The 22,524-nt window shown below is 56.8% G+C and carries 12 protein-coding genes; 2 read left to right on the top strand and 10 right to left on the bottom strand.

What is annotated here, in order from left to right:
* Positions 1 to 37: 37 nt before the first annotated feature.
* The gene (locus Poly59_RS05390; protein ID WP_146532982.1) at positions 38 to 970 is read right to left on the bottom strand and encodes a sugar phosphate isomerase family; all 933 of its coding nucleotides are present in this window, start codon (positions 968 to 970) and stop codon (positions 38 to 40) included.
* A 203-nt stretch (positions 971 to 1,173) separates the two neighbouring features.
* Between Poly59_RS05390 and Poly59_RS05385 the strand changes: the two genes are divergently transcribed.
* Entirely contained in the window at positions 1,174 to 3,615 is a 2,442-nt protein-coding gene (locus Poly59_RS05385; RefSeq protein ID WP_186776029.1) for a BatA domain-containing protein, read from the top strand.
* 216 nt (positions 3,616 to 3,831) lie between these two features.
* Positions 3,832 to 7,554: an efflux RND transporter permease subunit gene (locus Poly59_RS05380; RefSeq protein ID WP_146532980.1), complete on the top strand. Its 3,723-nt coding sequence runs from the start codon at positions 3,832 to 3,834 to the stop codon at positions 7,552 to 7,554.
* 128 nt (positions 7,555 to 7,682) lie between these two features.
* Here Poly59_RS05380 and Poly59_RS05375 read toward each other — a convergent pair whose 3' ends face one another.
* From Poly59_RS05375 to Poly59_RS05335, 9 genes are all read right to left on the bottom strand, one after another.
* Entirely contained in the window at positions 7,683 to 8,993 is a 1,311-nt protein-coding gene (locus Poly59_RS05375) for a Gfo/Idh/MocA family protein (protein WP_146532979.1), read from the bottom strand.
* 127 nt (positions 8,994 to 9,120) lie between these two features.
* Entirely contained in the window at positions 9,121 to 10,800 is a 1,680-nt protein-coding gene (locus Poly59_RS05370; protein ID WP_146532978.1) for a DNA-methyltransferase, read from the bottom strand.
* Between the two features lie 109 nt (positions 10,801 to 10,909).
* Positions 10,910 to 12,319, bottom strand: a complete 1,410-nt coding sequence (locus Poly59_RS05365; protein WP_146532977.1) for an alkaline phosphatase PhoX — start codon at positions 12,317 to 12,319, stop codon at positions 10,910 to 10,912.
* A gap of 125 nt (positions 12,320 to 12,444) precedes the next feature.
* Positions 12,445 to 13,782 carry an APC family permease gene (locus tag Poly59_RS05360; RefSeq protein WP_146532976.1) on the bottom strand — a complete coding sequence of 446 codons (1,338 nt, stop codon included), beginning with the start codon at positions 13,780 to 13,782 and terminating at the stop codon, positions 12,445 to 12,447.
* Positions 13,783 to 13,792: 10 nt separating this feature from the next.
* Positions 13,793 to 14,707, bottom strand: a complete 915-nt coding sequence (locus Poly59_RS05355; protein WP_246151437.1) for a DNA integrity scanning protein DisA nucleotide-binding domain protein — start codon at positions 14,705 to 14,707, stop codon at positions 13,793 to 13,795.
* A 147-nt stretch (positions 14,708 to 14,854) separates the two neighbouring features.
* The gene (locus Poly59_RS05350) at positions 14,855 to 17,053 is read right to left on the bottom strand and encodes a hypothetical protein (RefSeq protein WP_146532974.1); all 2,199 of its coding nucleotides are present in this window, start codon (positions 17,051 to 17,053) and stop codon (positions 14,855 to 14,857) included.
* Between the two features lie 254 nt (positions 17,054 to 17,307).
* The gene (locus tag Poly59_RS05345; protein WP_146532973.1) at positions 17,308 to 18,309 is read right to left on the bottom strand and encodes an ATP-binding protein; all 1,002 of its coding nucleotides are present in this window, start codon (positions 18,307 to 18,309) and stop codon (positions 17,308 to 17,310) included.
* Between the two features lie 60 nt (positions 18,310 to 18,369).
* Positions 18,370 to 21,327, bottom strand: coding sequence for a phosphoribosylformylglycinamidine synthase subunit PurL (gene purL, locus Poly59_RS05340; protein WP_146532972.1), 2,958 nt, complete (start codon positions 21,325 to 21,327; stop codon positions 18,370 to 18,372).
* Positions 21,328 to 21,528: 201 nt separating this feature from the next.
* On the bottom strand, positions 21,529 to 22,386 hold the full coding sequence (locus tag Poly59_RS05335) for a prephenate dehydrogenase (RefSeq protein ID WP_146532971.1): 858 nt from the start codon (positions 22,384 to 22,386) through the stop codon (positions 21,529 to 21,531).
* Between the last annotated feature and the right edge of the window lie 138 nt (positions 22,387 to 22,524).

The following is a 22,524-nucleotide window of genomic DNA, read 5'->3' as shown; positions in this document are numbered from 1 at the left end:
CAGCCAAATCCAAACCGCCCACATTGCGGGCGCCGGATCAATGCATCTCGGTTTCGCAAACACCGATACCGGATCGCAAAAACGTGAACTGGACATCCCCATGATCGGCCAGCAACGACATCGGCACGGATGAATCGGCGATCCCTTTGGAAATCATCAGCGACGTTAAACGGATGCCAAACGGGTTGTCGTGCTGACCACCGTGCCAGATTGAAACGCGTTTTGATTTCCACGTTTCGACAGGTCCCACCGTCGCCGCCTGGGTCGGCACCAGCGCGACCTGGCCACCGCCACTGGTTCTTGCATTCTGAATGATCGTCATCGGGTGCAGGTCGGTGACGCGAGCGGCAAGTTCACGATACTCAGCGGCGGATGGAGGCGCATCGACGAAATCGCCTTCACGTTTCGGCGGATCGTTGAACGCCCAGTGTTTGACTTCGCCTTGACCGCCCTGCATCACCAAACAATCAATCTGGTCAAAGCTTTTTGAATAGGCGTCCAAATCACCCGTCGGAAAATGCAGGTGCGATTTTGGCATACACAGGCGAGGATGAATTTTGTCGAAACACATTTGCATATCCGCTTTTGCAAAGCTAAGCGGGTGTTCCGCCGGGACCGGTTTGCCAATCTCGTCGACCCATTCATCCATGCCCCAAAAATGAGCGTCGCGAATGTCGATTTCAAGTTCGTTGACCAAACGAGCCACCAACGGCAACTGCTCGGTGGGACCGATCGGGCCGCAAATTCCGGTCGGCCGATCGGCGGTTGAACGTCGCCAAGCGTTTATGTATTCGAGCGCCTCGGCAAGATAGAACTCTTCGGCCGTGTCGATGACGCGAACCGAGAACCCAGGCCGCGAAAGTTGGGCCACGTCTTCGGCGGTCAACTTGGCGGCATCGGCAAGCAACGATTCGTCGAGGGTCGTGTAGTCCCACCACCCAGGTGCCACTTTGCTGATCGGACGTGACATCAGAGAACTCCGGTGAAATGGTTTGGAGGCGTGAACTGTCCATCTTAACATCCTTTGATTGTCGAGAAGGACGTCGCCAGAACGAACCTGACCTCGGGCGATTTGCTTAACCGCCGATTCGGCAAATACCGACATCGGGTAGAATATGGCTCGACGCGGGCCATCCGTGCTTCCGCCTATTCACCGTTTCCCGCGAATCCGTCTTGACGTTCCTCAACGCCACCTTAGTTTTCGGCACGCTGGCCGCGATCATTCCGATCGTGCTGCACCTGATCGCGCGTCGTGAACCTCGCAAGGTCGTTTTTCCATCGATCGCGTTTCTGACCAAGCGACTGGAAACCAACCGCAGCAAGTTGAAAGTCAGGCGGTGGTGGTTACTGGCCATGCGAATCGCAGCGATCGCCGCGCTCGCGGTCGCGTTGGCTCGGCCGGCAATCCACCAATCGATGTCATTGACTTGGCTAACCATCGCCTTGGTCGTTGCGTTGGGCGTGGCGTTATTAGCGATGGCATCAGTCGCGATCGTAAATGGCCAATCCAAAAATGTGTCGATGGGATTGGCCGGCGGAGCGTTGGCAGCAATCGTCGTGGCCGGAATCTGGGGTGCGTACACGTACGCGTCTGGCCCCGCGGTTTCAGTTGAATCGAACGAGCCACTTGCCTTTGCCATCGTGATGGACAACTCGCCGACGTCCGCGTGGCGTGACGCCGAAGGCCCGCGGATCGAGCGGATGCGGGGGATCGCGGTAGAGATCGCGTCGCGGTTGCCGCCAACCAGCCGAATCGCGGTGATCGATCGATCGATGGCCCCCGCAGCGTTCTCGATGGACATCGGTGGTGCGATTTCACAAATCGAACAAGTTGAACCGCGGCAAGTCGTCGGACCGTTGGCGTCGCGAATCGATGCGGCGGCTCGGCTGCTGCGAACGAGCGATCTCGAGAGCCGCCAAATCCTGTTGATCACCGATCTTTCCGACGCGACTTGGGATGAATCGCTGTCCGAATCGGGGCTGATCGACGTGCTTGGGCAAGACTCACCCATCGGATTGTCGATCTTTGACTTGGGGCCAATGAAAGGATCCAATCGCTCGCTGTCGATTCCCCGCTTGGCCGACGCGACGCCTGCGAGCGGCGTGCCGACGCCGATCTCAACGACTTTGAGCTATTCGATTTACGGAGTCGAAACAGAAGCCAACAACAGAACCGACGATTCGAAATCGGCAAGCACGCCGCGATCAGTTGCTGTCGACCTAGAAATGTTCGAATCCGATCCGTCGTTGCCGGTCATTCGCGACGGCGTCGTTGTCTATCCGGCGGTGCGCAGCGTCGACCGCACCAGCGCGACGATTGAGCCGGGTGGTTCCAGCGATTTGCTAATGACGATTCCCAGCCTGCCCATCGGCACGCATCACGGGCGAATTCGCTTGTCTGGCGACGATGCGATGCCGCTGGATGACGTCCGCTACTTTTCATTGTCGGTCTTGCCGCCATCACGAGTCTTGATCATTAGCGATGACGTCGACGAAGCCGAAGCGATTGGACGTGTGATCGCGAGCGAGAACAGTGACAAGTTTCAAATCGAACGGATCGGATCACCCGATTTGGAAGCCGCTGATCTAAGCGAATACGACGTGGTCGTCGTGCTCGATCCGGTTGCCAACGTGCTGACCAGCAATGTGATCATCGACTATGCCCGTGGTGGTGGCGGAGTGCTAGTGGCACTCGGTCCAGGCGCTGGCAACGACGCAACAGCATCAGCCATCGCTGGCAACTTGGTCCGTCGCTGGCGGGTACCAGATCCAGGCGCGTTCATGCAAGTGACCTCGGCGTCCAGCACCGTCACCGACGTGGTTGCCACCGACACGCCGTGGAGCGATTTTCGAATACGACAATACTGGCAGGTCGATTTATTGCCGAACGATCAAACCTTGATCCAGTATTCCAATACCGACCACCCGGCGTTATTTGAACGAACGATTCAACCTGACGATGCGGCCGCAACGAAATCCAAGGGCCGAGTCCTGGTGATGACGACGCCAATTCCAGCACTGGTCAAAACGACTCGGTCCTGGAACGATCTGTTTGCGTCCGACCCGTGGCCAGCCTGGTTGCTGGTTCGGCAGTGCGTCGAGTATTTGTCCGACCGCAGCGACTGGAACGCAACCAGCTTGGTCGGCCGCCCAACAACGATTCGATGGCACGAAACGAGAACCACCGATAATGCGGCGAGCGATGCGTCGCGGTCAGCAACAGTCGCAGCAGACGATTCAACTCGGTTACAGCTATTTCCGCCCAGCGGAGCCTCGCCGATTCCAATCGAAGTCTCGCCGCTCGCATCGCAGGTCGTCGTCAGCGAAACGCCCCGCGCGGGAACGTATTGGCTGCGTGGAGCGGAAATAGGACTAGGATTCTCGGCCAATTTGCCGGCCGAGGCGATCACCGATGGGCGAATCGACGAATCCCGCCTCGACACCATTTTCGGCCCACAGGGCTACAAGATCACCACCCAACCGAAGAGAATCGAATTATCCGGCAATGCGGCAAATGCTCGGGTATCGCTGCAATCCCCAGCGATGCTGCTGGCATTGATCGTTTTTTTGCTGGAACAGATCCTGAGCAATCGTTTTTACCGACACCGCACCTGACGCAACACTCAAACTGAACGCTACCGGAACAATTGGTACATCGGACGCGATCGGATCGTCACCAATGACCGGATTAAGCCCGATTGAAGTAGACCACTGACGTAGCGACCGGTAATTTAGGCGACCGGCAATTGAATCGACCATCGCCGTCCACCCAACCACTGGCCCCATTCGCTTGGCCGACGTGTATCACAAGCCGACTTGATAGATCCCCCTATGAACAAGCCTTCCCTACTAGAGCGACGTGGACCGCTGGGGATTCCTTATGCGCTGCTGATTCTATTGGCGTTCTTTTTCTGTCTGCCAGCATCGTTTCGCGCGGCCAGATTGAGTCTGAACGAAAAAGAAAACAACGTCAAAGATTGGTTGCCGAGCGATTTCACCGAGACTGCCGAACTGGAATGGTTCGCCGACCACTTTGCTGGCGAGAGCTTTGTCTTGGCGACTTGGGAAGGCTGCAATGTTGACGACCAGCGACTGACCTTGCTTGCCAGCAAACTGAAGCATGAAGCCGACAATTACGACCCGTCGGCTGACTACCCCGCCGAACTGGCCGAAACCTATCGCCGAGCCAAAAAGGTCGGCAACGAATTAGGCCTTTTGCAAGCCGGAAGCGACCATTTGAACTGGGGCGGCCAAAACGAAAAATGGCTCACCACACCAGCCGGCGAATGGTACTACGTCACGCCCGACGGCAGCCTTTACCGATGGGAAGAATCGATGAACGGGCCAGCCTCGCTGGTACGATCGATTCGACGCGCGCGGGGCGTATACGAGCTTGATGGAACCTTCGTGACCGCATTCGGCAAAGAACCCGGGGATGCTCCGGGGCAACGCATTGCCAACCCTTTCTACAGCGACATGTCGCTGTTGACGGCGTCGCTATTTCATTCCGTTCAGACCGGCGATTCGATTGTCGCCGAACTGGCAAGCGAAGGCGGTCCGCTGTGGCCGATCGACCTGACCGACAAAGAAAACCGCAGCAAAGTTGCCAAGCGGCTAGCGACCCAGCGGTTGACCGGCACGCTGTTTGCGCCCGCCGTCCCACCGCAATTTGACTGGACACCGCAAGCGTTCCGCGATGCGTTGCCGGAAAAACGTCGAGATGAACTGACCGATGAATTTGACGTGATCGTCGCTGCAACGCTGCAGGCTCATCTGGACAGTTTTCATGATGGCTCGATCGGCGAACTGACCCAGGCACCCGAAGACGACCAAACCAAAGCTTGGTACGCGGTTTGGGACGCAGCCGACGTCGAACCACCGCACCGACTGACCTGCGTGCTGGTGACACTAACAGACTTGGCGAAAGACAACCTCGTTTATGCAATTGGACGAGGCGTCTTGGGTCAACCGCGTGGGCGACTATTGCAGTTGGCCGCCGATTCAGGGCTAACTCCGGCGTTGCCACCATCATTGGCGCCGCCGCCTTTTAACCGGGCGCCGCCCGAGTCGGTTGGCGGCGCTCCGGCACTGCGGATGGGTGGCCCACCAGTCGACAACATGGCGATCGACGAAGAGGGCAGCGTGACGCTGGTTCGATTAGTCGGATACAGTGTCCTCGTCGGCATCCTGCTGTCGTACTTCTGTTTCCGCAGCATCAAGATCACAGTGATGATCTTCATCGTTGGCGGCAGTGCGGCGATGCTAAGCATGGCGATGGTGTGGTGGACCGGCGGCAAGGTCGACGCAATCCTGCTTAGCATGCCCTCGCTGGTCTATGTGCTCGGGCTTTCCGGCGCGATCCACGTCGTCAATTACTATCGCGACGAAGTCCGATCACGCGGCGCCAAGGGAGCGGCCGGTCGCGCGCTTCGCCACGCTATCATCCCGTGCACGCTCGCGTCATTAACGACCGCGATCGGGTTGGTGTCGCTCGTGACCAGCAATCTGGCGCCGATCAGTAACTTTGGTCTGTACGCCGCCATCGGTGTCATGGCGACGATTGGGATTTTGTTTTCGTACCTTCCCGCCGCACTGCAAACGTTTGCACCCGAGGTGTCGGACGCCAAGCAGAACGATTCCGACGACTTGGCTGCCGAAAGCCAACTGAGCGAGTGGTGGGCTAGCTTTGGACGCTGGATCACAGGCCATCACGCCATCGTTGCGTTCGGTTGCTTGTTCTTGCTAATTGGCTGCGCAGCCGGAATGCGGCACATCAAGACGTCGGTTCAATTGCTAAAGCTGTTCGATCCCGACTCGCGAATCATTCATGACTATGCCTGGCTAGAAGAAAACTTTGGCAAACTCGTGCCGATGGAGTTGGTGGTTCGCATGCCGCCGTCGGTGCAAGCTGAAAACCCAACCTCGACATCAGTCAAAACGGGTCAAACCACCGAACCACTCGATCTGCTGCAACGAGTCGAAGCCGTCTCGCGCATTCGTCACGTGGTTCACCGAACGCTCGGGGAACCGGGCCGAGGCATTGTCGGGCAAGCCACCAGTTCGGACACGCTCCTGCCGCCTCTGCCCGAACCGGGCAATGGCTACGGCAGCCAACGTAGCCTGATGAAAAAGCGATTGCTCGCCGCCGGCGACGAACTTCGCGACAATGACTATTTAAAGATCGAAAAGAAAGGCAATTACGCCGGCAGCGAGCTATGGCGGATTAGTTTGCGAGTCGCTGCGCTTTCGGATGTCGACTATGGCGACTTTGTTTCAACGCTTCGCACGGCAGTAGAACCGGTGCTGCGAGCCTACGACACTCGCGACGAGTTGATGCGAAAGCTGGCGCAATCCAGCGGCAATGATTCCAAGAACAGTTCGCCGGTCTTGATCATCGGAGCAACCCAGCCGAAATCGCTGGAAGCCACCGAGCTTGTTACCGAAGACGGGTCTCAAATCCTGACGCACAACACGTTCGTGGCCACGCTTGGCGAACTGCTGGGCGGTGAAAAAATCAAATCGCCCAAGTGGTATGACTTCACGCCTGCAAGCGCCCAAGAATTACTCGCGAGTGATCGCTGGGCGAAGACGCTGGCCAAATACGACACCATCGTTTGGCTAGGCGGTGCTGGCTTTACCGCCGAAGATTTCGCGGGTGCCAAGAATTTCATCAATGCAGCAGAGATCGAACAGAAGAACGTATTCGCCACCCTTGGCCCCGGCCAAATTCCGGACATCGATGGATCGGGACCGATCCAAGTGATTTACACCGGTGTTATTCCGGTGGTCTACAAGGCCCAGCGAACGTTGCTGGTCAGCCTTGCCGACTCGATCGCGATGGCGTTCGTGTTGATCTGGATCGTGATGGCCATGCTGCTAAATCCCGGACGACCGCCGTACGGATGGTTCAAAGGCCGCAATCTAGGCAACGGAATGATGGCGGCAATCGTTGCGATGATCCCGAACGTGTTTCCGGTGTTGACGGTGTTTGGACTGATGTGCCACTTCGACATCGAAATTGATATCGGCACGATGATGACCGCCTCCGTTGCGATGGGTGTCGCCGTCGACGACACCATTCACTTCCTGTCATGGTTCCGGGACAACTTAGACCGCGGCATGTCGCGAGTCGAAGCGATCATCGAAACCTACCGACGCGTTGGACCTGCGATGACGCAAACCACGTTCGTCGGTGGACTCGGGTTGTTCGTGTTCGCGCTTTCAACTTTCACGCCGACTCAGCGTTTCGGAACCCTGATGCTGGTGATGCTAGGCGCGGCGTTGATTGGTGACCTCGTGATGCTGCCAGCACTTTTGGCGGGGCCGCTTGGCAAGTTCTTTAAGCCACGCCTTGATGCCAATGGCCAACCCGTGCGCTCGGAACCATCCGAACCGATCCGTGATACCGACGAAATGGGACAAGATCCCAAAGCCAATTTTTCAACCAACACTCTCGACGGACACTCTAGGATTGATCGCCAAGATGCCACCAAACGAAAGACGCCCTTGAAAGCCCATCTACCCACCGACCATCCCCCCGCCAAACGACGCTAGCGGCCGGCCGCGACAGAGTTTTCAGTTAGCGAAAACATCCGTGATCCACGTCTTACCCAAAAACAAAAAAAGCCTCGCCGGGATTGATCCTAACGAGGCTTTCTGTTTTTAGTGCTTACGATTTGAGATTAAGCAAACGGGTTGTGCTTGCCCGGCACAGGAACCGGATACAGACCGTTTTCATCTGGGCGAGCTGAAACTGGAACTTCGCTATCGATCGTAAAGTCGTCGATGCCAGGTGCCAATTCGGTACCGGTTTCCAGCAACTCATCCCACTTAACAACCTTACCGCTGTAACAGGCTTCGCGACCCAAGATCGCCGTAAATGTCGAGTGAGCACCGTACTCACCTTCATTATAAATCTCGCCACGCATCAGAGCTTCGATCAAGTCGTGCTGCTCTTGTTGGTGACCATTGACCTTCTTGCCGCTGAACTCCCAGTCCTTTTCACCCTTGATCCAGCCGCCTGGATTCGCGGTGCCCTTGGTGCCTTGGACATGTTCGCCAACATGATTCCAACCGCCGGCCAGGTGACGTCCTTGGCTGAACATCTTGGTGCCGTCGGGGAACGTGTACTCACAGAACGTGTGGTCAAAAATCTGAGACTTCGACGCATCACCGCCCATCCGTTGTTCTCGACCACCCATCCCGTTGCACTCAACCGGGTACATTCCCTTGACCCAGCAACCGACGTCAAGGTTGTGAATGTGCTGTTCACAAATTTGATCGCCGCAGACCCAATTGAAGTGGTACCAGTTGTTGGTTTGGAATGCCATTTCCGTTTGGTCGGCAGTACGGTTTCGGTACCAAATGCCGCCACCGTTCCAATAAACTTGTTGCGAGATCACGTCGCCGATCGCACCGTCATGGATTCGTGCGATCGTTTCCATGTAGGTAGGCTCGTGACGGCGTTGCAAACCGATTGCAACCATCAATTCCTTCTTCTTGGATTCTTCGACGCTTGCCAAGACGCGGCGAACGCCGGCTGCGTCGGTGGCAACCGGCTTTTCCATGAAGATGTGCCGGCCTTTGTTGACCGCATATTCGAACTGCTGTGGCTTGTAACCAGGCGGTGTGGCGATGATGACCAAGTCAGCATCGACGTCGATCGCAGCCTTGTAAGCGTCCAAACCGGCGAAGACTTGTTCCGGCGGAACGTCAACTTTCGACTCGTTCTCGCCACGGCTCAGTGACTTGAGCGCGCGTTCTGCGTTGGCCGCGAATGCGTCCGCAACAGCCACCAATTTGACGTTGCCTTTGGTATTAAAAATCTGAGCCGCCGCACCGGTACCACGACCACCACAGCCGACTAAAACGAAGCGGATTTCGTCGCTACCAGCCGCATTGGCCGAGCGGGCGATCGTGCTGGTCAGTGCTGCACCGGCAGCAGCCGCAGTCGTTGTTTTCAAGAATGAACGACGATCGGGTGGAGTTTGCATGGATGGAAATTCCTTGGGAGGGGCAGGAGAGTTTAAATTGATCGGCTAGGCCGTTTCACGTTGCAATGGATGAGATTGTAAACGCAAGCGGGTGCTTATTGTACGCTTGAAGCCCAAAAAAGCCCGTCTAATGATCCTCGCGTCCCCCCAACCGAACAAAGCCGCAGTTCAAAAGCGAATTCCCGGCCTCTGACCGATGCGCCCGTAGAGCAAACTGGTCCAATTCGCCGTCCACCTTCCATACCCGAACCTGCGATGGCGAGAACCTCTGCCACGCGTCGCTGTCGAGAATCTGTGCGATCCGGTCACGAATATTGGTCGTCTCGCTGACGAAAATCAGCTCATTTTCGTTCGAAATCTCCAACACTCCGGGACAGACGAACGACTTCGCCATACAACCCTCGATCGCCTTCGACGCTGGCAGACGCGTCTTTTTCCACTTTTCCGCCTGATCGCTGGCTACGGACTGAAAACGCTTCGTCCGAGCCCGTTTCCGCAACCCCATCGCCGACCACCGATACTGAAACGGCGAATAACCGGGCGAAAAAGAAGCTGCCAGCCGATCAAACTCGGCCACCGCCGCCGGACAGCAAAGCATCTCGTCGAGCGTCATCGAATAATCCAACTCGACCAGCCTGACCGCGACTTCGGCAGCTTCGCGGTAAGGTTCCATCTGAGCCCAGGACGCTTGCTTGGATTTCTGAGTTGCGGCCGGCAACCGGCCCGCTTTGCGCAGCCGAAGCAAAAACGAATTCCAGACCCTGGCATCGCCGCCGATCTTTGCCGCGCGGCAAGCTTTCAAGAATGCCGCCGACAATTCGGGATCGCACAGCAGATAGTCCGACGAGTATCCTTGGCTGGTCTGCTGGAACGCATCAATGATTGCGGCTTTCGTGTCTTCATCAAGCGGCAACACGGGGCGACCATTCTTGAACTCCGTGCGTTTCTTGCCCTGTGAAGTCTTGGGCGCGCTGGTCAGCGGATCTTCGACACCATCAAGCGGATCACCGGGCTGACAGTCCGCCAATCGAGTGGCGATGTGCTGGGCGTACTCGGGTGACAATTCGAATCCCATCCACTGTCGCCCAAGCTTCTTGGCGACTGCCAGCGTCGTCCCACTGCCGCCAAACGGATCCACCACCACGTCGCCCGGATTGCTACTGATCCGCAGAATCCGTCCCAAGATTTGCTCGGGCATTTGGCAACCGTGAAACCCTTCGCGTTCTTTGAATGTGCCTGCGACTCGCGAATAAAACCACGTGTCGTGCGACATCGAGAAACCACCCGGTGGCGAATCCTGGGGACGCAGAATCCAAGTGTTGTCGGGTAGCCGGCCTTTGCTGTTGGCTCGCTTATCGGCGTACACCAACTGTCGCGCCGACGCGACTCGCACCAGAGGATTGTCACCATTGAACGTAAAGTGTTCACGGTCTTTGACAAAGTGAAACAGGTGGGTGTGCGAACGACTAAATCCGCGAACGCAATTAACACCAAACGTGTAGTACCAGATCACCCAACTGCGACAATGAAAACCAAGCCGCTGAGACAACAGCTTGAGTTCCGCCGCATATTCATCGCCGATCGCCAACCAGAACGAGCCGTCCGGTTTTAAGATCCGGTGAGCCTGTCCAATCCAGGACTCACAAAACTGCAGGTACTCGTCGGCTTCGCGTTGGTCATCGTAGACGTCGTACGTGTAACCGATGTTGAAAGGGGGATCCGCAAAAACCAAATCGACTTTGCCGTCTTCGATCTGGGACATCCCGTCGATGCAGCTGCCCTGGTGAATCTGATTGGTCGAAAGCATGGCTGAAGTTCTTGCGAATTGGTACGTTTGAGACGTGCCAATGTTAGCGCAATGCCTGCTCTGGCGCAAGTGTGCGGCAGCCAGGCCGCACCAACCAAGCTGGTGCAAACTAAACCAGCGTTGATTCCCACGGTCCCGTGATCGCGAATGTGATTCCCGGCGTTTGAGCGTTGACGAACAACCACTTTCCGTCCGGACTGAACGTCGCGCCGGCCCATTCTTTGGTACGAAAATCGCCTATGATCCCGTTCTTTTCGCCATGCAACCGGATGTTATTCTCGGCAAGCAACGCCAAATTTCCGTCCTGAGACAGACCAAACATCCGCTGCGGATACTCGTTCGCGCCATAGTCGTTATCTTCACAAAGCACGATGCCGCCGCGAGGACTGACGCACAGATTGTCGGGCATGTTCAGGGTCGGCTTGCTAGGCGATTCGAACAGCAGTTTGAGTCGCTGCGTTTCCGGATCAAATTCCCAAATCTGGCCGGCTGCGGCTGCACCACCATCGGTCGCATCAAACACAACCTTTCCGTTGCCGAACCAACATCCTTCCAAACGCGAGAATGTCGATCCTCCCTTGGCCTTGCCTTGTTTGAAGACGCCCAAGTCGTCACACGGCTGGTCGGCCGGAGCATCGTCCAAAGTCGGGTTGTCGATTCGATGCCAACGAACGTCGAACTCGGCGCCGTTTGCCACACCGCCGCGCAGATCGGGTGCACCGACAACCTCGGCCATCTCGAGAACTCCGCCGGCATGCAGATTCCCAGGCCGATTGGGAATAAACCGATAAAATCCCGACGTTCCACGATCTTCGGTTTCGTAAACGATGCCGGTCCTGCGATCGACCGCGACGGCTTCGTGGACAAATCGCCCCATCGCTTTGATCGGCTGTGGATTTGACTTACCGTCCATCGCGACTTCGAAAATCCAACCGTGATCTTTCTTGAACGATCGCACCGCGTCGCCCTTGTAGGGGTCCCGATCGCCTGCCCCTAATACGGTTTCTTCGGCGGTCAGCCATGTATTCCAAGGCGTGACTCCGCCCGCACAGTTTCGGCTGGTGCCAGACATGACCGTCCGACTAGCAACCCAGTCGCCGACTTCGCAATCAAATACGAGCGACGTGCATCCCCCCATCGCACGCACGTCGTACGGAACACCGCCGCTGATCGGCATACAGACGCCGTCGTCACTGACTTCGTGATTGCGGCACAAGGTCAAGAGAGTTCCATCAGCCGAGACGACACCCATGCCATCATGGAAACCGGGCGTCACAAACCCGTCATCCATCAAGTCGCCCGTCCAACCGAACGTTCGATACCGGAACCCCTCTGGCAACCGCAACAAGGGCAACCCTGTGACTTCATCGTTGACGTCAATCAATCGGCGACGTGAAATCGATTCGCCCATCGCCAGACGTTGGCCCAGCGATCCGATCGCCGCACCGGCGGCGAACGACGTTGCCGCTGCGAAATTGTCACTCAAAAACTGACGCCGTGTGGACTTGGGTTGTGTCATCGACGCTTTGACTCGTGGGGGCTACGGAATGAAGAATGGGCGAATTATATCTGGCCCTAGATTTTCGCAATTCTTCATCACGAAATCTTCACAATCCTGCCGCCATCGCCAAACCGGTGATGGTTTTACGAGTTCGTGGTCACTTTTTTCGCTTTGCGCTTCGTGACAAAAAACATCCCGCCGATCACTAATGTGGCTGCGGCAGCGATCGCTTGTTCGGGTTTGCTAATCGCGTACATCACGGCAATGCCCAGGGTTGCTATCACATAAATCACTGGTGGAATCCCATACAGCGGCAACCGCTCAATCTCACCGCGAAATCGCAACACCAACAACATCGCGACCGTCAGTGCCGACGAAACCGACAACGTCAAACCGAGATAGCCAAGCAATTGGGTCAGCGTAGAAACCGAAATCACAATGATCGCCAGCACTGCTTGAAACGCGATCGCAGCGACAGGCACGCGCCCGGTGAACCGAAGAAAGCTGGGCAAGAAACCATCGTCCGCCATCTTGGCGTAAACCCGAGGCCCCGTCATCACCATCGCGGATACGCTGGTTAGCAGCGAAATCACGATCACTCCGCGAACCAGCAAAGCGAAACGCTGACCGCCAAGTGACGTGGCGGCCGTGGCAGCAACCTGAGAAATATTTTCACCCGCGGTGATCACTCCAATTGGTGCCGAGTGCACAAAAATTGCATTTAGCAGCACATACACAACCGTCACCAAAACAGTTCCGCCGACCAGGGCACGCGGCACATTACGGTTCGGAGACCGCACTTCACCGGCGATGTAAACCGCCGCATTGAAACCAGCATAGCTGAACGAGATCCAAACCAACTGGCCGGCGAAATCAAGCCAATGCATCGGAGCCGCGGTGTCCGAAAGCGGACCGGCACTTAAACCATCGGCGCTTAAACCATCGGAATTGGGCAGAATCAAACGGGCCGCAAAGACCACAAACACCGCGATCAGAATCAACTTGACGATCACTACCGCGTCTTGAATTTGCGACGCACCGCGAACACCGATCGCGTGCATGATGGCAGCTAGGACGACCGACGCGATGGCGATCGTTCCACCGGGTAACGAAGCGACTCCCTCACCTAGCATCGGCACCAAATATTCTTCCAGTCCGAGCGCCGCCACGGCGATCGCCCCGGTGAATCCGGCTAGCATTGAAACCCATCCTGCCATCACACCGGCAACAGGATGCAATGTCCGTGACAGAAACAAATACTCGCCACCCGATTCGGTGAAACGAGACGCGAGGCTGGCGTAACCAATCGCCCCGCAGATCGCAATGATGCCTCCGACCACCCAGGCCATGATCACCCGCTCGGGCGTCTGCAGTGCAGCCAGTGTGAAGCCACTTGTCGTGTAAACGCCAACGCCAATCATGCTGGCCGCGACCAGCGTGGTTGCCGATAGGACTCCGATGTGTCCCGTTTCGTTTTTCACGTGGCGCCGTTTACGTATCAGATTGGTTGGATGATGACGGCGGCTCAAAAGCGAACTCTTGCCACGTCACAGCCTTTTCCATCGGCTCGATCCGCATCACAAGATTGCCGTCTTGATACAAACGCACCGTGCCAGTCGACTGGCTTACGACCACTGAAATCGCTTTCGTTTTTCGAGTCACCGCAGCGGCGGCCCAGTGCCGAGCACCAAGCCCCTTGGTCATCGTCAGGTCTTCATGCGAAACCTCAAGCATTTGACGACTTCGTTCAATCACGCCATCGCTACCTACGACGAATGCCCCGTCAAGCTGAGCGATTTCTTTCGCGTCGTCTTGAACTTTTGCATCCAAAAGGTTGCGAAACGACCGGTTGTAACCACGAAACGGATCGACGCCTGAATCATTGGAATGTTCCAAGACCTTGCGAGTATCGCCAACGACAAACAAGGTCCCCACCGGCTTGCCTTCGCGTCCCTCGCGGCCGATCTGTGCGGCCAAGTCGATGACCGCTTTGATCGTCGGCAAGGGAACGCGACTCTCTAGCATCTGCAAGTCACGCGTCGTCAACCGTCGCATCCGCTCGTCCAGTTGCAGATGACTGATCGAATCGAGACGGCCCTGGTGAAACCCGCTGTAGACAGCAACAACTTCGCCATTGGTGCGAATGAACTCGTCCGCAGCCGATTCCAAGATCGCGTGCTGCAGCCGTTCTAGCAGTGGTGCTTTTTCTTTATTGAGAGCGAGCGGCTTCAGTCCTGCTTCGGCTGCGCCTTCCAAATCATCAGCACTGTCGACTGCTACGATCACCGGCTTGTCGGTTCCGGCGGCCATGTCGGCGATCCGCTTCCAGTCCGTCGAACCATCCAACAACACAAGCAACGCGTCGGCGTTTCTCGCTTTTAGAAGTGCGATCGCCGCCTCGACCATGGCTGCGTTATGTTTGGTCAGTCGTTGCGTCGCCACGTGCGGAGCCATTTCAATGCAAGAGTATCATCAATCTCGTAGACCCTCTGTTTTAGCCGACCGGCCCAGCTTCGCACAGGTCGTGACGCCGCAAAACAGCCTTTCGCAGCCCTATCGCCGCGAGTTTCCGGTCGATCGCGACGGCGACCGGGCTGTCATCGGGGTTCGCCAAGGCGGGGCATCAGCACGGTAGACTCGTTCGTAGTACATCGCCAGCGAACGCAGCGCGTGCCCCTTGGGGCCGATGCTCCAGTCGTGATCTCGATCCTTGTACATCGTGGTTAACAGGTACCGAACCGCCGCCACCAATCGAGGATTCTGCAACTGAGAATCCGGTGTTAGAGTCAATAGCCATTCGACCATGTGGCCGGTGGTCTGGACCTTGCGATCAGTGTCGTCATTGTCTTCGCGGCCTTCAAACCAATCCGTGCTCATCGACCCATCTCGGTTTTGCAACCGATAGCTGTAGTCAACAAAGTCCTCGGTGAATTTTTCGGCCCGCTTCCACTGTCCATCGATCGGCTTGCCTTCGGCTCGGCGTTTACGCAGAGCATGAGCAAACCCCATCAATCGGTGCGTTCCGCCACAAGCCGCGCCCACGATTGGCTGCGACAGTTCCTCGCGAATCAGTCGTTCGAAGTCCCAAGTTTCGCCGTCCTCACTTTTCCACGACGAATCTGTGTCCATGTAGTGCGACAAACCAATCAACGTGAATGTCAATTCTTCCCCAGTCTTGCACGCCAACTGCTCCTCACGGATCACATCCCGCATCGAGTACTTTTCACCGCCGGCATAGAGCGGATAGTCCTCCGGCACGTCGCACAACGAGAATACCGCCAACATCTGAGCCTGGTGACCTTGCAGCCCCACGCCGCTCTTGACCACGATGCGACCGTTCTCGGATGCCAACAATCGTTGTCCACGACAAGCATTGTTCCCGGCAATCCAAGCAATCGTGCTATACGATTTTCGGTCGACAATCACCTTGGTGTCGATTCCATAAACCATGATCGCATGCATCATGCCCCAATTGCTTCGCTCGTTAGCAACCTCAGCATCAGCGTAGTAATGGCTCAAGCACGCCCGCATCAGGTTTTGCATACGAGCCACGGTACTGCCGACCGGAACATCGGCAAGTGGATAGCCGGCATAATCCAGCGGAATCGATGGTTGAACGCGAGCCGTCGTATCAGACCGACCGACATCGGCTTCGCGATTTTCGTCACGATCCAGATCGCGTTTCCCGCGATCTGAATCCGCACCAAGAATCTCCGGCTCAACCGTTTGCAACGGCTTCTGTTTCGTTGGCGGCGAGGCGACGGGTTTCTCGGTTGGCTTCTCGATCGGTTTTACATACGACGGTGGATCTATCTTCGCGTCGTTAGCGGCACCGATCGGTAAAGCGTCCTCCATTTCGTGGTCAAACGGAGCCAGCGAATCGGAATTACCCAGCGGCATGCCATCGCGACCGATTCGCAGTTTGCGAACAACCACACCTGACGACTCGTTAGGCGACTGGCGGGGCGGCTCGTTGTCGGAATCATCGCCGATATAGATCCCTTTCTTTGACGGCAAATCGCTGACACGCTGGGATGCCTTAGGCTCCGCCGATTGGGCAGGCGATTCCGCGGGCGTCGTTGGCTCAACAACCTTCGGTGAGGCCGGACGTGAGTTTCGCGTCTTCATCGCTGGCGGATCCGTCAAAGGAATCGGCCCATCCGCTGGACTCGGCGCAACGGACCGCAGCGGTGCCTGCGAGGGCGCAACTCGCGGTGAAGTTGCTTGCGGTGAAGTTGTTTGCGGAGCAGCCAGTAGCGGTACGCCGTTCGTCGCCGCACGCATCGACGCTTCTTGCGTTGGCTCGACCGCGCGAAGCGTCGGTTGTTGATCAACGGCGTTCAACCGCGGCACACTGATCTGACCTCTCGTTCGCCACCCATCGTTGGGGTCAACACCGACGTCGATTGATTCGTTGGAATAGCTGGGCCTCGCTGGCAACCGGCCTAGTGATGGCGGGTCGGGCAATTCGGCCGGTGGTGACGGCGGATCCATCTTCTCGGCATCCGAACCACCCGGGTTCATCAACTTGTCCAACAACCAAGGCCGGCGTGCGACTCGCAGTTCAAGCGTCGAATTGCCCGGCGCTTGCAAAACCATCTCGCCGTCTGCAGCAGGAACTTGTGCCGCAGGAACCGGTGTAATGTCGCTGGGCGAAGTTGGCAAGGCAGCAATCCGAGCTTCTGGCTGGCGAATCGGTTCTGCGTTTGCCTTTGCTGTCGCCTCGGTCAACAACGAAACAGACGACGGCACCAACAGGCGCCCATCTTGTGCAAAGCCACATGACGCAGCCCCCCCCAACGAAAGTCCGGTGGCAAGAATGGCGCTAAGGTAGCGACGTTTAGCTGATAATGTTTGACTTCGTTGCTGCACAATGTGCTCCGAGTTCGGGCGATACCTAGCCGTTGTATCGGTCCGATTGCACGGAGAAGTTGACCTAGAAAATCACTTCAATTCGATTCCCCAGCATTCGCCGAATCGTTTCTTGGTGATTCGATCAAGAAAGACTAAAGATCGAAATCATCAAGCGAATCGATTAATCGATCTAGCCCGTCTTTGGGTTGTGATTTCGCGTCCATCTGACGCTTGGCCAATTGATCATCGATCCCGACCACATCGCGGCCAGCCAACAACAACTGTTCGTCGCGTTCGCGGGCTGCTGTCGCGATCGGATCGTCACCGCTAGCGGGAGCCCCAAACAAAACGGATAGGTCGATCTTGAAACCCTCGTCGCCTTCGACTTCGGCGCCGGCAATCGCAGGTGCTTTGTGCTGAGGAAAGATGATGGCGTTTTCGGGACACACCCGACTGCACGCCGGGCATCCCTTGCGACAATTGTCGGGCTGTTCGACAAGAATGTTCTCGCCGTAGTCGACGCCATAGACACCAAACAAACAGAAATCGACGCACTCCATGCAATTCGTACAACGGCTGAAGTCGATGACCGGATACCAGCGCCGCGACGTTGTTTCGTCGACCTGCACGATCTTGCCACCAATAATCGGCAGCGATGTTTCACGCGGGTTGGTTTCTGCACCGACGATCCGACGAATCTCAGCGATAAAAGCACTGACGTCCGTCGAGATCTTCAAGTCAATGCAGTGGATGTTGCGATCTGGTCGAGGATTCAGATCCGTCACTCGGTCGACCGGCGCCGCCTCTTCGCTGATCGATTCAGGTACATCCGATGGCTCGTCTTCGTCCGCCGATTGCCCCAATTGAACTTCGCCAAACTGGCCACCGATGCCGTTGCGATCGAGCACCCAGTGCGCCGCACGACCGTAAATCCACGAAGCCACCACAATGTCGCCTTCGACCGCCGACAACTTCTTGTACGACTCGCTCGATTTGGGCAAGTCATACAGGTGGGGGATCACCAACACATCAACGCCATCGATCGCACCGATGGTGTCGGCGATTGCTTGTTCGATTCCACGCTTTTCCGGGTTCCGCGATTGGCCTCGCGAAATGACGACAGTAAACGTGGTAGTCGGGATGGCGGAAATCATAAAGCTGTCTTTTCGTTGAACACTCGGCTACCACTTCCTCCGGCTTGCACAAACAATCGGCTACCAAGCCAGTGGTTTTTGCCAGGCTTCCTTGGCATCGGCGGTGGTCACATCCAAAACGACATCGTCGCCCTGCATGACGATCATCCGCTCGTCGGCCTCGATTGTACCTAGCCGAGCAACCGGAACCGAATGATTGCTCAACGACTTTTCAAATTCGTCTGCCGCATCAGCCGAAACTTCGACCAAGAAACGCGTATTTGACTCGCTAAACAGAACTTCCGACGACGACAAACCACTGTCACAAACGGCGGCAATGTCGATCTGCATGCCCAACGTTCCCGCCATCGCCATCTCGGTTGCGGAAACCGCCAGACCACCTTCACTGAGGTCGTGACACGCACGGACTTGGCCCGACATGATCGCCGCGTGCATCGCCGCGAACGTTGCCTTGGCCACGTTTGCGTCAACCGTTGGCACTTGGCCGCCGGCCAAATCTTGCACCAACGAAAGGTGCGAACCGCCTAGTTCCGACTTCGTTTCGCCAACCAAGTACACGACATTACCGACTTCTTTGGCGTCCATCGTGACAGCCTTGCCGATGTCATCGATTTGGCCCATCGCGCTGATCAACAGACTCGGTGGAATCGAAATCGTTTGCTTGGTGCCATCGCTTTCAAAGTAACTGAACTCGTTGTTGAGCGAGTCCTTGCCGCTGATGAACGGAGTCCCCAACGTCACCGCCATGTCCTGGCACGCGATCGCCGCACGGACCAACGAACCGAGCGTTTCGGCGCGGTCAGTGTAGCCCCAGCAAAAGTTGTCTAAGATCGCAATCTTCGACGGATCAGCACCCACAGCGACCGCATTTCGCATCGCTTCGTCGATCGCCGAAGTAGCCATGTGATACGTGTCAAAGTCGCCGTAGTGAGGATTCATTCCGCACGATAAAACCAAACCGCGACGCGACTGCATTCGCGGCCGCACCACTGCCGCATCGCCAGGTCCGTCGCAAAGCGGACCGACCAGCGGTTTCACGACGCTGCCACCTTGGACCTCGTGATCGTATTGGCGAATCACCCATTGCTTGCTGGCCACGTTCAAGCTGCCCATGATCGCAAGCAACGCAGTACGGTGGTCGTCGGCGCTCATCGCAGGCAGATCCAGCGGCTGAGTTTCGGGCGGCGTGTAGACGGCATCGCGAATGATTGGCGGACGACCATCGTGCAAAAATTGCATCGCGACATCGCCAACGGTGTGACCTTGATAGGTCAACAACAACCGTCCGGTCGGCACGAAACGTCCGATCGCAGCCGCCTCGACGCCTTCGCTCTCGCAAAGCTGGCGCAGTTCGTCCCACTTGTCTTGCGGAACCGCAAACACCATGCGTTCTTGAGCTTCCGAGATCCAGATTTCGGTGTACGTTAAACCGTCGTACTTCAGCGGCGCCTTGTCCAGCCAAACCTCGGCACCCAAGTGCTCGCCCATCTCACCGACCGCACTGCTGAACCCACCGGCACCACAGTCCGTGACGGCGTTGAACAATCCACGGTCACGAGCTTGAATCAAAACGTCCAAGACCATCTTTTCAGTGATCGCGTTGCCAATCTGAACTGCACCACCGGACAACGATTCCGATTCGCTGGTCAGTTCGGCTGAACTGAACGTTGCACCATGAATCCCATCGCGCCCTGTACGTCCGCCGATGGCGACGATCAAGTCGTCCGCCTTGACTTCCTTCTCTTCCATCCCGACCGGAATCAGCCCAGCGTTTCCGCAATACACCAACGGGTTGCCCAGATAACGCTTGTCAAAATAAACCGCGCCGTTGACCGTGGGGATACCCATGCGGTTGCCGTAATCACGGACACCGGAAACGACTCCCTTCATCACGCGACGAGGATGCAAGATGCCGGGCGGCAATGAATCGACCGCCGTATCGGGCGGCGCAAAGCAAAACACATCAGTATTGCAAATCGGTTTGGCCCCCATGCCGGTTCCCATCGGGTCACGGATCACACCGCCGATGCCCGTATTGGCACCGCCGTAAGGTTCCAGCGCTGACGGGTGATTGTGCGTTTCGACTTTGAAGCACACGTGGTACTCGTCATCAAACGTGACGATGCCCGCGTTATCTTTGAATACGCTGACGCACCAGTCATCGTCACCAAGCGTTTTACGAATCTGCTGGGTAGCCGCAAAGATGGTTTCCTTCAGCATGTTTTCATACTGACGTTTGTCCGCCATCGGCGCACCGTCGGCGCCGTGTCCTTCGTAACCGGGCCCCTGATAAGCAATCCGTCCGGCTAGTGTCTTGTGGCTGCAGTGTTCTGACCAAGTTTGTGCGACCGATTCGAGTTCGATGTCAGTGGGGTCACGGCCGATTTTGGCGAAGTGCGCGCGGATCGTCTGCATCTCGACCAGTGTCAAATACAACTGGCCGTCTTTGGATAACTTGGTCAGTCCCTCGTCATCCAACTCGCGAATTGGAATCGTCACCAACTTAAAATCGCTCGGCGAACCAACGTCCAACTGATCCATCTCTAACGGACCAACAACGACTTGTTCGATTGCGTCGTTCGAAAGTGCGCGACGACAAATGCTGTCCAGCGAAGCGTCATCGACGCCACCGATCCAGTACTTACGCATCGTGCGAACCGCGTCGACCGCAAACCCGGCATCGCGAGCGGCACCCAGCGTGCTGTATGCCACCGGATCCATCACGCCTGGCTTTGGCAAAACGTTGACCTGAACCGTTTGCGTCCCCGGCGGCTCGTTCAAAATGTCTTGCCCAGCGATCGCCACCACCGAATGCTCGGTGATCGAATCGGACAATAAGGTGCCCGCCAACCGGGCCGCTTCTTCGGCGCCAAAGTTGCCTTGGACCAGAAAGCCGCGAGCGAAAGCCACCGAAACGTTCTTTCCGAGACCAAGCTCTGCGATTTCTTCGGTGGTACGGATGGCTTCGCGGTCGACTTGGTTTTCGGCCGGATAAATATCGATTTGCCAAAGCGGCATGGGAAGGACCTTCAAGGATGTTCGATCATTTAACGCCCTGCCGCAGGCACCGGCAGGCCACGCGTGTTAGCCGCGTTAGCCACAAATGGTACCTGACAAGACCTGAATCGCCGAGAGCCGACCTCCGAAGTCGAGACGCCTGTTTTTGCGGATTTTCGCGTTTTCCGAGTCCAGAAAAAGCGAAGCCCTGACCAAATCGGCTCAGCCCTGATCCTTGATCCGCTTAGCCTCGGCCAGCCAACTTGCCATTTCGTCGTCGCGACCATCCTCGACGATTGATCGCAATTGGTTCAGCTCCTCAGCCAACCGGGCCAATTCGGTGACGATGGCCGGCCTGTTCTCGCGGCAGATCGCTGTCCACATTTCCGGATCGCCCGACGCGACCCGCGTGATATCTTTCCAGCCCGTACCGACCAGCGACCGGGCAACCGGTGGCGTCATCCGAGCGACCAGCGCCGACATCAAATGTGGCACGTGGCTGATGGCGGCCAAGTAATCATCATGATCGGCAACCGACATTGTGACCGTTTTGCCGCCCGTCATTTTCCAAAACCGATCCGTCCGCTGGACCATTGCCGAATCGGCGGCCTTGCCGGGCGTCACCACCACGACTTTGTGATCGAACAAGTTTGCGACCGCATACTGGCTGCCCGATTTCTCGCTACCGGCGATCGGGTGAGCAGCGACAAATTTCGCGGCGGCGCAGGCGTCTTTCTCAACCGCGGCTACGATCCCGCTTTTCGTGCTGCCCACGTCCGTGATCAAACAATCATCCGGGCAATGCCCAGCCGCTTCGATCACCATCGCAGCGATGCGGTCGACGGGCGTCGCCACGACGACGGCATCACAATCGCGACAGGCATCACCAATCGAGTCGGTGGCTTCGTCAATGATGCCGCGACGAATGGCGTCTGCTAAACGATCCGTGCTGCGCGAGTATCCGACAAAGACAGTCTCGGGACGCGAACGCCGAATCGACATGGCAACGCTGCCACCCAATAACCCGACGCCAAGAATTGCGACTCGGCGAGGCCAATTGTCATCAGAGTTTGGATGCATGGGTCGTCGTTCAGAGTTTTGGAAGCCAAAGTTTTGCCAGCTAGGAATCGTCCCAACAAAGTATCAGATCACAACCCCGACAAACCTGGCCTGCTTTAAGACCTGCACTACCTTAAGATTCGCAGAGACCGACGAAAA

The sequence above is a fragment of the Rubripirellula reticaptiva genome (genome assembly GCF_007860175.1).
GTDB lineage: Bacteria > Planctomycetota > Planctomycetia > Pirellulales > Pirellulaceae > Rubripirellula > Rubripirellula reticaptiva.
Note: the sequence above shows the minus strand (reverse complement) of the source record. Positions and strands in the feature narration are given on the sequence as shown.